13 protein-coding genes are annotated in these 15,050 nt (G+C 41.2%); 10 read left to right on the top strand and 3 right to left on the bottom strand.

Translation table 11 applies throughout. The annotated features are described in order from the left end of the window. The first annotated feature begins 95 nt into the window (after positions 1–95). From uvrA to ACO1XM_RS19515, 5 genes are all read left to right on the top strand, one after another. Positions 96–2,945 (top strand): excinuclease ABC subunit UvrA, encoded by a 2,850-nt coding sequence (uvrA, locus tag ACO1XM_RS19535; protein ID WP_486232159.1) that lies wholly within the window; start codon positions 96–98, stop codon positions 2,943–2,945. A 201-nt stretch (positions 2,946–3,146) separates the two neighbouring features. Then, positions 3,147–5,546 carry a penicillin acylase family protein gene (locus ACO1XM_RS19530; protein ID WP_486232157.1) on the top strand — a complete coding sequence of 800 codons (2,400 nt, stop codon included), beginning with the start codon at positions 3,147–3,149 and terminating at the stop codon, positions 5,544–5,546. Positions 5,547–5,572: 26 nt separating this feature from the next. Then, on the top strand, positions 5,573–5,821 hold the full coding sequence (locus ACO1XM_RS19525) for a hypothetical protein (RefSeq protein WP_486232155.1): 249 nt from the start codon (positions 5,573–5,575) through the stop codon (positions 5,819–5,821). A gap of 63 nt (positions 5,822–5,884) precedes the next feature. Beyond that, positions 5,885–6,952 (top strand): sensor histidine kinase, encoded by a 1,068-nt coding sequence (locus tag ACO1XM_RS19520; RefSeq protein ID WP_486232153.1) that lies wholly within the window; start codon positions 5,885–5,887, stop codon positions 6,950–6,952. Then, a complete protein-coding gene (locus ACO1XM_RS19515; RefSeq protein ID WP_127121446.1) occupies positions 6,930–7,652 on the top strand; it encodes a LytR/AlgR family response regulator transcription factor in 723 nt (240 codons plus the stop codon). The genes ACO1XM_RS19520 and ACO1XM_RS19515 overlap by 23 nt, the downstream gene beginning before the upstream one ends. A 3-nt stretch (positions 7,653–7,655) precedes the next feature. Here the strand turns inward: ACO1XM_RS19515 and ACO1XM_RS19510 are convergent, their stop codons facing one another. The 3 genes from ACO1XM_RS19510 to hemW are packed head-to-tail and all read right to left on the bottom strand — an operon-like array spanning position 7,656 to position 9,936. Continuing rightward, positions 7,656–8,027, bottom strand: coding sequence for a hypothetical protein (locus tag ACO1XM_RS19510; protein ID WP_486232151.1), 372 nt, complete (start codon positions 8,025–8,027; stop codon positions 7,656–7,658). A gap of 17 nt (positions 8,028–8,044) precedes the next feature. After that, a complete protein-coding gene (locus tag ACO1XM_RS19505) occupies positions 8,045–8,809 on the bottom strand; it encodes a cyclase family protein (protein ID WP_486232149.1) in 765 nt (254 codons plus the stop codon). Beyond that, positions 8,806–9,936: a radical SAM family heme chaperone HemW gene (gene hemW / locus ACO1XM_RS19500; RefSeq protein WP_486232147.1), complete on the bottom strand. Its 1,131-nt coding sequence runs from the start codon at positions 9,934–9,936 to the stop codon at positions 8,806–8,808. Before hemW ends, ACO1XM_RS19505 begins: the two co-directional genes overlap by 4 nt. A 59-nt stretch (positions 9,937–9,995) precedes the next feature. Between hemW and ACO1XM_RS19495 the strand changes: the two genes are divergently transcribed. The 5 genes from ACO1XM_RS19495 to porL all read left to right on the top strand — a co-directional run bounded on the left by ACO1XM_RS19495 (position 9,996) and on the right by porL (position 15,003). Further along, entirely contained in the window at positions 9,996–11,078 is a 1,083-nt protein-coding gene (locus ACO1XM_RS19495) for a DUF4271 domain-containing protein (RefSeq protein ID WP_486232145.1), read from the top strand. Positions 11,079–11,096: 18 nt separating this feature from the next. Beyond that, complete coding sequence (locus ACO1XM_RS19490) at positions 11,097–11,873, top strand: uroporphyrinogen-III synthase (protein ID WP_486232142.1); 777 nt, start codon at positions 11,097–11,099, stop codon at positions 11,871–11,873. 110 nt (positions 11,874–11,983) lie between these two features. Then, positions 11,984–12,940 (top strand): PorP/SprF family type IX secretion system membrane protein, encoded by a 957-nt coding sequence (locus ACO1XM_RS19485; RefSeq protein WP_486232140.1) that lies wholly within the window; start codon positions 11,984–11,986, stop codon positions 12,938–12,940. A 91-nt stretch (positions 12,941–13,031) separates the two neighbouring features. Next, entirely contained in the window at positions 13,032–14,114 is a 1,083-nt protein-coding gene (porK, locus tag ACO1XM_RS19480; protein WP_486232138.1) for a T9SS ring complex lipoprotein PorK/GldK, read from the top strand. 61 nt (positions 14,115–14,175) lie between these two features. Next, a complete protein-coding gene (gene porL, locus ACO1XM_RS19475; protein WP_486232136.1) occupies positions 14,176–15,003 on the top strand; it encodes a type IX secretion system motor protein PorL/GldL in 828 nt (275 codons plus the stop codon). Positions 15,004–15,050: the final 47 nt, after the last annotated feature.

Here is a 15,050-nt window from a genome sequence, read left to right as displayed (position 1 = left end):
ACTAAGTCGTTATTCTCAGCTTTTTGTTACAATTTTGATTTGTTCTGAAACAATCAGCCACTCATTTTTGTATTCTTTCTTTAACTCCTTAAGTAATGGCCAAAGCCACTTCTGCACAAAAAAAGACCGATGCCACCGGTTACGATAATATTGAGGTAATCGGAGCCCGGGAACACAACCTTAAAAACGTTTCTGTTTCTTTTCCCCGCAATAAACTCGTGGTCATTACCGGCATCAGCGGCAGTGGTAAATCATCTTTGGCTTTTGATACCATCTATGCCGAAGGCCAGCGAAGATACATGGAAAGTTTCTCAGCTTATGCCAGAAGCTTTTTGGGTAATTTGGAAAGACCTGATGTTGATAAAATTAACGGACTCAGCCCTGTTATTTCCATTGAGCAAAAGACAACCTCCCGCAACCCACGCTCTACGGTTGGTACTGTAACAGAAATCTATGACTTCATGCGCTTGCTCTATGCGAGGGCTGGCGAAGCATATTCATATTTGTCAGGCGAAAGAATGGTGCGACAGTCAGAAGATCAGATTGTAGATGCCTTGCTTCAAAATTTTAAAGGAAAGAAACTTACGCTGTTGGCACCCATCATAAAAGGACGCAAAGGACATTACCGCGAACTCTTTGTGCAAATACGCAAGCAAGGTTATACGAAAGTTCGTGTAGATGGTGACGTGCAGGAGATTGCTGCTAAAATGCAGGTAGATCGCTTTAAGATACACGATATTGAAATAGTGATTGATCGCATTGTAGCAGATGTAAAAGACAGAGTTCGCATTGCACAGTCTGTAAATAAAGCATTGAAAGAAGGTAAGGGCGTCATCATGGCTTTGGAAGAAAATGGTAAGCTTCATCACTTTTCTAAATTTCTGATGGATCCGACCACAGGTTTATCTTATGATGAACCTGCTCCCAATACATTTTCATTTAATTCTCCTTATGGAGCTTGTCCGGTGTGTAATGGCCTCGGACAAATAGAAGAGATCACAGAAGAGTCAGTTATTCCAGATAAAACTTTGAGTATTAGTCGTGGTGGTATTTTACCCCTCGGTGAGTATCGCGATATCTGGATCTTCAAAAAAATTGAAGCCATTCTGAAACGTTACAAACTCACCTTGAGCACTCCTTTAAATAAAGTGCCCAAAGAGGCTATTAAAACTTTATTATATGGCGATGATGAGCCAGTAGCAGTGGCCTCAGTTAAATATCCCGGCACAGAATGGAATACAAAGTTTGAAGGCATCATTAATTTTTTAGAAAAGCAAAAAGAAGAAGGTTCTGAAAGCATTCGTAAATGGTTGGAGGAATTCATGATTGTAAGAACCTGCCCAGAGTGTAATGGAGCACGCTTAAAGAAAGAGTCACTTCATTTTAAAATTGCAGACAAAAATATTTCAGAGCTTTCGCACCTCGACATTCAACAACTCAATAAATGGTTTGATAAACTTGAAAACAGACTTACAGATAAACAAAATGTAATTGCAACGGAAGTACTAAAAGAAATCCGTAAGCGCATCGGCTTTTTGTTGGATGTAGGCTTGGATTATTTAAGTCTGGACAGACCACTGAAAACATTAAGTGGTGGAGAAGCTCAGCGTATTCGCCTGGCAACGCAAATAGGTACACAGCTGGTTGGTGTATTATACATTCTGGATGAGCCAAGTATTGGTTTGCATGCCCGCGATAATGTTAAGTTGATTAAAGCCTTAAAAGATTTGCGGGATCTGGGCAACTCAGTTGTGGTGGTTGAGCACGACAAAGACATGATGTTAGAGAGCGACTACGTTATCGACATTGGTCCGGGTGCAGGCAGACATGGCGGTCAGGTAGTTTCAGAAGGTGATCCCAAAACTTTTTTAAAGAACAACAGTACAACAGCAAAATACCTATCGGGTAAACTTGGTATAAATGTTAAAAAAGAAAAGCGTAAAGGCTCTGGTAAGAAACTTAGCATAACAGGCGCACACGGTAACAACTTAAAAAATGTTGATCTGCATGTGCCACTGGGTACCTTTACCTGTATCACAGGCGTTTCAGGCAGTGGTAAATCAACGCTGATTTACGAAACACTCTTCCCGATCCTGAACCGACATTTCTATCATTCCAGAACAGAGCCCATGCCTTATAAAAAGGTTGATGGCTTAGAGGAGTTAGACAAAGTGATAGAAGTTGATCAGTCACCGATTGGTCGCACGCCCAGATCAAATCCTGCTACGTATACAGGTGTCTTTTCTGATATCCGTGATTTGTTCTCCCAATTGCAGGAGTCAAAAATTCGTGGATACAAGCCTGGCCGTTTTTCATTTAATGTAAAAGGTGGCCGTTGCGAAACTTGCGAGGGTGCCGGTTTACGCCTCATTGAAATGGAATTTTTACCAGATGTATATGTGCATTGTGAAACGTGTAAGGGTAAACGCTATAATAGAGAAACACTTGAAGTCAGATTTAAAGGCAAATCCATTTCAGATGTATTGGATATGACAGTGGAAGAGGCTGTAAACTTCTTTGAGAATCAGCCAAAAATTTTAAGAAAAATAGAAACATTGAACGAGGTAGGACTGGGATACATTTCTTTAGGTCAGCACGCCACTACACTTTCAGGAGGTGAAGCACAACGTGTTAAATTAGCTACAGAATTATCCAAGCGCGACACAGGTAAAACATTTTATATCCTGGATGAGCCAACCACAGGTTTACATTTTCAGGACATCTCACATCTCCTGGATGTTTTACAAAAATTAGTGGATAAAGGAAATACAGTGTTGGTAATTGAACACAACATGGATGTAATCAAATCGGCCGATTACATTGTTGATTTGGGGCCAGAGGGTGGTGGAAAGGGTGGACAAATAATTGCGCAAGGCACACCTGAGCAAGTGGCTAAAAGCACAACTAGTTATACAGGTAAGTTTTTGAAGATGGAGCTCAACTAGATTTTTAAAACAAATTTGTTTGTTGAGTTACGCTTACTTTATCCCCCTTCCCTGGAGGAGGAAGGGGGAGGACGTTTTTCATTTGTATCCCCTACGATTCCGATGAAAAATGCTCAGGAATATCAATAGCTGTTCAACACATCTTTACAACGTACATCCTACTGAACCACTAATTTTCCTATCTTTCATTTTTACATTCATATGAAAATTCTGAAACGTATTTTTATCGGTATTCTTATTGCATTAGCCCTGATTTTTGTCGGTGTATTTGCCTTTTTACAATCATCAAAGCCCACATTAAACGGAGAGCAGGTATTAAGTGGTTTGCAGGAAGATGTTGAAGTAATATATGATGATTATGGCGTTCCACATATTTATGCTGCCAATGAACAAGATGCCTACTATGCTTTAGGGTATGTACATGCACAAGACAGACTTTTTCAGATGGAAATGTTGCGCAGGGCAGCAGGCGGCAGACTGTCAGAAGTGCTGGGGCCTGATCTTATCAAGGTCGATAAATTATTCAGAACATTGGGTATTAATAAGTTTGCCAGCGAGAGTGCTGCACAATTCCTGAGCAGTGATACAAGCGCTTATCAAAAAGCAACCCTCGCTTATCAAAAAGGTGTTAACGAATTTATAAAAACCGGAGATACCCCCATCGAATTTCTGATCATGGGCATACCGAAAACAGAATTTAAACCAGAAGATATTTACCTGGCTATTGGCTTTATGTCCTTTGGTTTTGCAGAAGCCCTACAAGTAGACCCTGTGTTAGAAAAAATCAAAAACGAATTGGGCCTGGCTTATTTACAAGACCTTGCTGTGCAAACACCTGCCAATGCTGAACTTATAAAAAATTTTAAAGGCGATGTAAAATCACCAGGCATGGATTCTTTAATCACAGCCGTTCACGAAGCTTTACAATATTTGCCTGTTCCAAGATTACAAGGTAGTAATGGTTGGGTCGTTGCTGGTTCGCGAACTGCCTCATCATTTCCTATACTGGCCAACGATACCCATATTGGTTTCGGTCAACCCGCTGTTTGGTATGAGGCACATATTGAATACCCTGGCTTTCGTTTTTATGGACACCATTTGGCAGGCATTCCTTTTGCCCTGTTGGGGAATAATGATAAGATCGGCTGGGGTTTAACCATGTTTGAAAATGATGACATGGATTTTTTTGTTGAAGAACCAAATCCTGAAAATGCAAATCAGGTGAAGTTTAAAGATCAATGGGAGAATCTATCAATCAGAAATGAAATTATTAAAGTAAAAGGTAAGGAAGATATTGTATTGGAAATAAAATCATCGCGCCACGGGCCGATCGTAAATGGTGGCCTTGATAATGTACCTGCCGATGGTAAACCAATAGCCATGTGGTGGATGTTAACGCAGCAGCCTAATGAAGCATTAGAAGCAGCATACCGTTTAAACCACGCTGATAATTTTGAAGAAGTTCGCAAAGCTGTTTCTCTCTTTTCCGCGCCCGGCCTAAACATCATGTATGGTGATGTCGATGGAAACATTGCCTGGTGGGCTGCCGCAAAATTACCCATACGTCCGGCACATGTAAACACTAAATTGTTTTTAGACGGTGCCAGTGGTGAAGATGAGTACTTAGGCTTTTATCCCTTCGAAAAAAATCCACAATCCATTAATCCACCCTGGGGTTATGTGTATTCGTGCAACAATCAACCCGATTCAGTAGATGGAGTTTTGTATCCTGGATATTACTATCCCAAATCACGAGCGGGTAGAGTGAATGAATTGTTGGCGGAGAACAAAAAGTGGACGACAGAAGACATGAAGAAAGTAAACCTGGACGTAGTGGGTAAACCACAGGTAGAAGTTGCAAAAACAATGGCCACTATTCTCAGAGGGCTCGATAAACCGGAATTTGATGTTTTATTTTTGCAGTTGGAAACTTGGAATGGCAACCACGAAAGCAATAACAGCTCTCCATCTGTTTATTACAATTTACTTTCGCAAGTCATCTTTCTCTCTATGAAGGATGAATTGGGAGAAACAGCTTTTAAAACACTCATGGAAACATCGGTTCCTAAAAATTCCTACTTGAGCTTAATCAGCAATGAAAACTCACCATGGTGGGATAATGTATTGACAAAAGAAGTTACGGAGACACGCGCCAATATTTTTGAGCAAGCTGCCATTAAAACACTTTCCGCCTTAACCCAAGCGGGAGCAACTGAGGATTTTTTCCTGGCATGGGGTAAGATTCACACACTTACACACAACCACCCACTGGGAAGTGTTAAGCCTTTGGATAAAATTTTTAGCGTAGGCCCCTTCCAAGTTGATGGAGGACAGGAGGTAATTAATAACCTTACGTTCTCTTTGGATACAACGGGTTATTTCCCGGTAAGTGTCGGTCCGGCTTTGCGTAAAATCACAGATTTTTCTACAATTGAAAGTGGCGAAACTGTATCACCCACTGGGCAATCAGGAAATGTGATGAGCCCTCATTACGATGATCAGGCCTTGATGTTTGCCACAGGAAAATTCAGAACCATGCTCATGAACAGACCTGCTATTGAGGCAAAAAGTAAAAACAGGCTATTACTTAAAGTGAAGTAATCTGAAATAACCAGTACTTTTGTAACATGAACGCACAACAAAGACAATACATCTTCGGAGCCATTTTCTTAGCCTTTGGTATCTACCAATTATACCAGCAGCGAACACTGGAGTTTACCCTATACTCTTTAGCGGGATTATCCTTCATCTTTAACCAATTGGCCAGCGAACCGAAATTGGCAAACAATAAAAAGTCGCTGGTGATTACTACCTGGGTATTGATTATTGCCACAGGCATAACCTTCCTTTATCTTTTACAGTTCAACTATCTTTGATAAAATCCACCTGTATAAAATATCGCTCTTCTTGCGGCACCTTACTAACTTTAGCCTGTTGTTATGGTGAACAAGCATAGACTATACTGGACTTTACAGATTGGAGGATGGATCCTATACGCTATTCTTCAGATAATCTTCTTTGCTATTTCAACAGGGGCAATTAACAGCAGGCGCATTACCTTCTTTTTACTGGAAGCCCTCATCTGTTTGTTGCTTACGCACCTGCTGCGCTACCTTTTAGTTTCGCGCTTTCGCTTAATGAGACTACCCTTGCCCTCACTAATCCCTCGCGTGTTGTTGATTGTTGTTGTAATGGCATTAATGGCTTATGCTTTGCAACCCTTAGCCTTTTTTCTTTCAGGGCGCGAGTTTAATCCTGAACTAACACTGGATCCATCTCAGATTATCTATGGTTGGTCATCCTTCACCATCTTTTTCTTTTTGTGGTCTGTATTTTATTTTGCCTACTATTTTGTAGAACAATACAATAAATCACTCAAGTACGAAACATCGCGCATAGAGATTGAGTTGCAGAATCTGAAATCACAACTCAATCCGCACTTTATCTTCAATGCATTGAATAGTATCAGGGCCTTAGTGGATGAGAATCCCAAAAAATCAAAACAAGCCATTAACCACCTCTCCAATATTTTACGCAATTCGCTGGCAGTCGACAGGATCGGACTTACCAAGTTTGATGATGAATTGAAAATCGTGAAGGATTATTTAAGCCTGGAAACTATTCGCTTTGAAGAACGCCTCAAAACAGAATTCGATATACATCCTGATTCTAATGACTTTTTGGTGCCACCGCTCATGATCCAAACCCTGGTGGAAAATGGAATCAAACACGGTATTTCCAAACTTACTGAAGGTGGAATTGTTGCTGTGAAAACCTTTGTGGAGAAAGATAAACTTCATGTACAGATTCGCAACAGTGGCCAATATCACGAATATCATGTAAACGGTATCAAGAGAAAAGGGGGCTTAGGCCTTAAAAATACCGCTCAACGCCTTAAATTGCTCTATGGTGAAAATGCATCTTTTAAAATAGAGAACGAAAACGATACTTTTGTACTTACTGAAATTATAATCCCGCATTCGCATGAGAGCCCTGATCGTAGATGATGAACGCCTAGCCCGCAAAGAGTTGATGAAATTGCTGGAGGACCACTCGGCCATTGAGGTAGTAGGAGAGGCGCAAAATGCTGATGAGGCATTCGAAATGATCGAAACCCTAAATCCGGATCTTCTTTTTCTGGATATACAAATGCCTGGCAAAACCGGCTTTCAATTACTGGAAATGCTGGACTCAGTGCCATTAGTAGTGTTTACAACTGCTTATGATGAATATGCCCTAAAAGCTTTTGATGTCAGTGCATTAGATTATTTGCTGAAACCGATCCAGCCGGAACGTTTATCAGAGACCATTCAAAAGATATTGCAGAAAGAAAAAGAGAAGAAGGAGATCATTGCCAATGGTGATAAAAAACTGGGCCTTAACGATCAGGTATTTGTGAAAGATGGCGATCGTTGCTGGTTTGTGAGCTTATCTAATGTGCGCATGTTCGAGTCGGATGGCAACTACATCAAGGTTTATTTTGATACAAATAAACCCATGATCCATAAATCGCTGAATGCTTTGGATGAAAAACTGGATGAGAGAGCATTCTTCCGCGCCAGCCGCAAGCACATTGTAAACTTAAGTTGGGTAGAAGGCATAGAGCCCTGGTTCAACGGAGGCCTGATGGTGCGTTTGCGTGGTGGCGATAAAGTCGAAGTGAGCCGTAGACAAGCAGCCAAGTTTAAGGATATGATGAGTTTGTAAGTATTATTTCAACACAAGATCAACCAACTCTTTCTGCACATTCCAATCCTTGGCAAGCTTCAGCATAGCGGTTGCTTCCATTTCGGTTACATAGCCTTTTAAATTATTGGCCTGCCATACCATGTTGATAAGTTCAACGCGTTTATCCTTGGTGTAATCGCTGATAATTAAATTCAAATAATCACGTGCGCGATCGAAAGCCGTAATGTAATCTTCGGCCACAAAATCCAGGGCCCACTTATATTCTTCCGGTGCCTGTAAATCTTCAGCAGTTCTATCAAGGTCATGCTTTTCAGTCTCATCAAGCCCGTGATAATGAAAAATAACAGCCTTCAATAATAAATAAACTCGCTTCTCTTCTGATGATTTTTCCATAGGGCACTCAGTAATCCTCAAGGTAGAAATTCTGTTACTTTATACAAAACTGGTCTGCTCGGACTTGCATCATTTTCGAAAGGGGCAATCTGCAAATTCAAAAAGTACAGTCCATCCTGTACATGGTTGGGCACGTACACCATTTCAGTGATGGTGCAATGCTTACGGCTCTCATCTCCAGCTTTCCAGAAAGCCTTGTGAGCAGCCAGCCTGCCTTCATCCACTTCTTTATCTACACTTGGTAAATCCAGCAATAAGTGCTCAACACCTTTTTCGGCAAAGTAAGCAGCAAGTGCTGCCTCCATAAATGGTGGGTTTGTGCCAGAGTATTGCCTTGTTTGTTTTGTTACCTCGTTAGGCAAACTCCGGATAATGATGGCCGACACATCCTCATGCCTTGCCTTTTCTTTATAACTATCCAGGGTGATCAGGCGATCACCGTTGGTTAATGCCTCTGGCATTAGACTAATTACAGCAGCCAATGCATGAGAATTTTTAAGTCTTTTATTAATTGTTGCTGTTTCGTCAGCAGCAATATGACCATAGCATTCAGTATGGGTACCGTTGCCATGCGGTGTAAAAGTTATTTTTCGGTGGTTAACTACACCACCTTCCTTTACGCTACCGATAAAACTTCCTGCTTTGATTACCTCAAAGTTGGGTGCTTCCGCATAATAGCAACTCGGGTTTTCATTTCCGTTTTTTAATGGAATGGAGATATCAATCCCCTGTTGCAAGTCAGCACGATAGTTTTTGTTGTTAAATGAAAACGAAATGATCATAAACTTATAAACAGGTCGGAAGCAATTTTATCAGCCAGTAATTTTCCCTTCTTCGTCAATAACAATACTGTATTATCAAGTCGGGCGTATTCACTTTTAATTATATCCTGAAGATAAGCAGATTGCTCATTAAGTAAATCATAACCTAGTTCATTCTTAAGATAGAGATTATCACAACCCCAACTGGTGCGCAGACTGGTCAGTATATATTCGTTCACCTTATCGGCTCGACTTAAAATTTCTTTTTCAAAAGGCACCTCTCCATTTTTTATCGAACGCAAGTAGACGTGATTGTTGGCAACGTTAAACTGACGACTCCCTTTATTATAGGAATGCGCACTCGGGCCAAGCCCCAGGTATTGTGCACCTTTCCAATAACTGCTGTTGTGCTTCGATTGAAAGCCGGGTTTAGCAAAATTAGAAACCTCGTAATGTTCATAACCACTAGCCTCCAGCTGATCAACCAGTATTTCCAGGTGTCGTGCGGCCACATCATCATCCGTAACATGCAGTTTCCCTGTCTTGGCCCACTTCCCGAAAACAGTTTGAGGTTCTATGGTGAGCGAATAACTTGAAATGTGTTCTGGTTTTAAAAGCAAGGCCTGCCGTATATCTTCACGCCACTCTTCATCGGTTTCCTGCGTAAGTGCATAAATCAGATCAATGCTGATATTATTGAAGCCCGCCTTTCGCGCATCTTCAATACAAACTTTAGCTTGATCTGCATTATGCACACGATGCAAAAACTGTAAATGGTGGTTGTGAAAAGACTGTATGCCAATACTTAGTCTGCTGATACCGGCACTTCTTAAAGCTACGAGCGTTTGAAAATCTAAATCATCAGGGTTTGCCTCCAGGGTAATTTCAGCAGTGGGTAATACTGTAAATTGTTTTTCAAGTCCCGTTAACAGTTTTTTAATTTCGTCTGCAGCAAGCAGCGAGGGTGTGCCCCCGCCAAAATAGATCGTGTCAATGCTTTCTCCGGCCAGGTAATCATACCTGAGTGCCATTTCCCTAAGTAAACCCTCAACCATATCAGCCTTAAGCTCATGATTGGTAGAGAAATGGAAGTCGCAATAGTGGCATGCTTGCCTGCAAAAAGGAATGTGAAAGTAAACGCCTGCCATGCAACAAAGCTACATGCATTTTGTGGCTGCCGAAAGTGTCCTATTTTTGCGGTCATTCCATGAAGCAACCCTTATTGTTTTTAACACTTCTTCTGTCAGTAAACCTGTTTGCCCAAAACGAACAGGTTAGCCGCGACTTGCAACAAGATTGGTTTACGTATACCGATGCAGGCTACAAAAAATTTGATGCAGCGCAGCAAACAAAAGCCATCCATTTTCAAATAAAAGGCTCCTTAGGGCATGGAGACTACCTGAAGTTGAGGTCAATCAAGCCTTTTTCTGTATTTATCGACCAACAACTGCTCTGGACGGATCAAAAAAACCTGCTGATTCCGGTGGACAGTTTGCGCCAGCGCCTGGCAAAAACGGACTTCACCATTAGCATATACAGCAAGGATAACATAGAGACCGGTTCATTGCTTACCCAATTAGTCAGGCACCAACTGGTAGAATCAAAATCTATTTATGAAAAGCGGCCATCGGCTTTTCTTACCAATTTCGTGCTTATTGGCGCAGGCATCATTTTAATGCTGCTGATTCTCATTATTAAGCTAAATCCTAAGCTGGCATCAGATTATTTTTCTGTTAGCAAAATATTTTCCATGCGTGAAAGTGAAGACAGCATCGTCTACACAAGAATTACCAGCAGTGGTAATTTTTTGTTCTACGGATTCAGCAGTCTCACCATTGCCTTCTTTTTACTGCTTCTATTTGTACATCTTCCAGATAAACTTTTAATAAAACCTGACTCCTTGTCTGATCTTATGCGGGAGTGGTTGCTGCTAAGCTTGCTGGTAATTTTAGTTTTTAGTCTTAAAATGCTGACCATCTACCTGTTTGCAACACTTTTCCAATTGCGCGATGTGGCAGGGATGCAGTTTTTTAACTGGACACGATTATTTTTCTTGTTTGTAGGCTTTTCAGTATCCCTGCTGGCAATTAGCATACTTACCCGCAGTGCAGGGGCAGGCTGGATAAATTTCTTTTACATGGCGGCAGGCACTATCCTCGTTATGTGGATCGTTTTGGCTTTTTTCAAAATCGCAGCCAAAGCCCGCATCAGTCCATTCCATTTATTTTCGTACCTTTGTGCCACAGAAATAATACCTTCTCTGATTATTTTAAAAATTCTGTATTACTAGTACTACCCAGGTGTTGATATGAGTGAAATTGCTACGGACAGAATGCGAAAAGTGAAAAGCATTTTGGTTACACAAGAGGCTCCAGCAGATACAAATTCTCCTTACCTTAAGTTAGCTGAAAAATTTAATCTTAAAATAGATTTTCGACCCTTCATTCAGGTTGAACCGGTTCCTGTTAAAGAATTTAGGAAACAGAAAATAGACATACTACAGCATACAGCGATCATTTTTACAAGCAGAAATGCGGTAGATCACTTTTTTACTATCTGTGGTGAGTTAAAGATCGAAATGCCTGCCGATATGAAGTATTTCTGTGTATCGGACCAAACCTCCAACTACCTGCAGAAATACATCGTTATCAGAAAGCGCAAAATTTTCACAGGCCTTAAAACCGCGTTGGATTTGCTCGAATTGCTGAAAAAGCATAAAAATGAGAAGTACCTCTTCCCCTGCTCTGATATTCGTAAAAATGATATTCCTGATTTTTTAAGGCAAAACGGCTATACTTTTACAGAGGCAATCATTTATAACACGGTGGCAGCTGACTTGTCGGATCTCAAAGAAGTTTTTTATGACATAGTGGCTTTTTTCAGCCCTTCAGGCATTACTTCATTATTTCAGAACTTCCCTGATTTTAAACAAAATAACACACGAATTGCAGCGTTTGGTCCTACAACGGCTCAGGCAGCACGTGATGCAGGTCTGATTTTAGATATTGAAGCCCCGCTTCCGAATGCCCCAAGCATGACAGGAGCCTTGGAATTGTATATAAAGAAGGCAAACGGAATTCGATAACTCATTCATTATCGGTGTTTTAGATTTAGTTGTTTTTTAAAATACTTTAATACCCCGGTGTTGATTGTATCGATAAAAAACATTTACTTTAGCATCTCTTTTAGTAATACATGTCAAAGAAGTCGTTTTATACCGCTCTCGCGATAACATTTTTTGCGGCTTTCAGTGTTCAAGCTCAGCAAGACGCACTGTTTACGCACTACATGTTTAACAACATGTACTTAACGCCTGCTTTTGCAGGGGTTGATGGTGTTACGCGTTTTTCTGCTGTGCACAGAAGTCAGTGGCTTGGATATCAACCCAGCTTTGGCGAAGGAAACGCCCCTGTATCTCAATTGGTTAGCTTCAACACACCTATATTTAAATTACACAGCGGCTTTGGTACCTATATCATGAATGATATTACCGGGCCACTTAATAGCCTCGAAGCTCAGGTTAATTATGCCTACCATTTGGGGATTAAAGACAATAAATTAAGTATCGGTATTAAGGTCGGAATGTTTTCGCAAACAGTTAATGGCAGAATATATCGCTATGTAGATGGTGGAGACCCGAACATAACTGAAGGCAAAGAATCGCAGATAAAGCCAGATTTGGGCTTTGGTTTATTCTATAGATCTGAAAAATATTATGCTGGCGTAGGTTTTAACCACCTGCTTAAATCTGAATTTGATTTTGGAGCAGACGCAACCAGAGCCGCTTTAGAGAACCATGTAAACTTTACCGGAGGCTATTACTACGACATGAGTTTCGACTTGACCTTTCTGTTTACCACCTGGGTAAAAACAGATCTTAACGAGACATCTGTTGATTTATCGGGATTGGCATACTATAAAAATACGATGTGGGGCGGTCTGTCGTTCAGGCAATCAGAGGCAGTATCCATTTTATTGGGGTACAGTTTATTAAAAGATAAATCATTAAGATTAGGCTACTCAATGGACTATGTGGTTAAAGATCAGGCTGCTAAACAGCCTACATCTCACGAAGTTATGCTTAGCTACGACTTACCTGTAAGCCCCGGTACAAGTAAAAAAATCGTTCGAACGCCAAGGTATAGGCACTAAGTGCTTTTTTTTAATTTTGGATTTCGTTCAATTTTGTAGAATTTGTGAACCTATTTAGAAACAACTTATTTCGACTATCAAATTGCGTACTATGAATAAGACAACCCTCGGAAGGATTTTTTTAATTCTTGCTGGATTCGTGGCAGGAGCTTGCGGCCTGCTGGGCTTGGGGCAAAGTGGAGGAGATGAAGGCCAGGTAATTGGCGTGGCTGGCCGAGAAGGTTGGGCAATGGTCATACCATTGGGTATGGTACCAATCCCTGCCGGTACTTTCCACATGGGTCAGGCTGACGAAGATCCCGCTTCAACTCAGATCAACTACAACAAGCAAGTAACCATCGGTCCTTTCTTTATGGATGATACCGAGATCACTAATAATGAGTACCGTCAGTTTGTAAATTGGCATTTATACGAAAATGGAGCTATTGAAGGCTTTGAATCACCTTCTACAGAAGACTTCAGACAAAATTTCTATCCTGACACAACCGTATGGGTGAAGGATTTTGCACACCACATGGGTGATCCAATTCAGGATTATTATTTCTGGCATCCTGCGTACGATGATTATCCGGTAGTGGGTATCGATTGGGAGTCAGCAACTTACTTCAGCGAATGGAGAACGGCTTATTGGAATGAATTCCGTAAAACAAACGGTGAGCCTCCAATGCCTGCTTTCCGCCTGCCTTCAGAAGCAGAGTGGGAATATGCGGCCAGAGGTGGTCGTGATTTAGCGAAATATCCTTGGGGTAACCCTTATATCCGTAACTCAAAAGGCTGTATGTTAGCCAACTTCAAGCCAGGCCGTGGTAACTTCTTCGATGATGGTTTTGCCTACTCAGCACCGGTTGCGGCTTACTTCCCTAATGATTACGGATTATTCGACATGGCTGGTAATGCCTCCGAATGGTGTCTGGATGATTTCTATGCAGCTTCAGTGCCTACTGTGTGGGATTTGAACCCTCAGTACATTGATGAGCGGACCAATCCGAACAGCAAAAAATACAACGAGAAAATTGCTCCTAAAAAGGTTATTCGTGGAGGTTCGTGGAAGGATGTGGCTTACTACCTTGAAACAGGTACACGTACGTATGAATTCAAAGATTCTACCCGTGCGTACATAGGATTCCGTTGCGCAATGACTCACCTGGGCCGCTCTTCCGGACAAGAATTTTAATATTTAAAAAGTCTCTCTATATTTAAAAAACGTTAAACATCAGATTTAAACCCATACTACAATGAGCAAGAAAAAAGGCGGATTTGTTGAGCTTCTCTTTAAAACCATTATGCCCAAAGTTTACGGTATTGGTGCAGCCGTGGTAATTGTCGGAGCTTTATTTAAAATTCTTCACCTAACAGGTGCTGACCAAATGTTAATGGTTGGTCTACTTGTTGAAGCTGCGATCTTCTTCCTGAGTGCCTTTGAACCGCCTCACAAAGAACCAGATTGGTCAAAAGTTTACCCTGAATTGTCTGAGGACTTCGAGGGTGCCCCTGCAACACCAACCGTGCGTAAAGCAGGTGCTCCTGCAGCTGGTGATTCTGCTCTATTAAGAATAGATGATATGCTGAAGAATGCAAAAGTTGACCAAAACCTGTTGGATAACCTTGGAAAAGGTTTGACAAACTTGGCTACTTCTGCTTCGCAGATGTCAAACCTTGCTAATGCCGCTGTTGCGACTAACGATTACGCTAAAAACGTACAATCAGCTTCTAAGTCATTAGCAGATATGAACACGTCATACGGAACAGCGATGAAAGCAGTTTCTGCCATGGCGGATGCTTCAAAAGACACTGGCGAATACCACGCTCAGGTTCAGAAAGTAACTAAAAATCTTGCGGCACTTAACTCAGTATATGAGATGGAGCTGAAAGATGCAGATAGCCATGTTAAGAACATGAATAAGTTCTATGAAAGCTTAACAGGTGCTATGAATGGTCTTTCTAAAGTGGGTGATAACACCGCCAAGTTCACCAACGAATTAGGAAAATTAACTGACAACCTGACTTCACTTAACAAAGTGTACGGCAGCATGCTTACTGCCATGAAAGGTAGTGGCCAGTAATATTTCATTGCTCATTGTCTTATATTTTTAGTAACAAGATTTAAACT

It is taken from the genome of Chryseotalea sp. (assembly GCF_057350905.1).
This window is presented reverse-complemented; position numbering and strand designations above follow the sequence as displayed.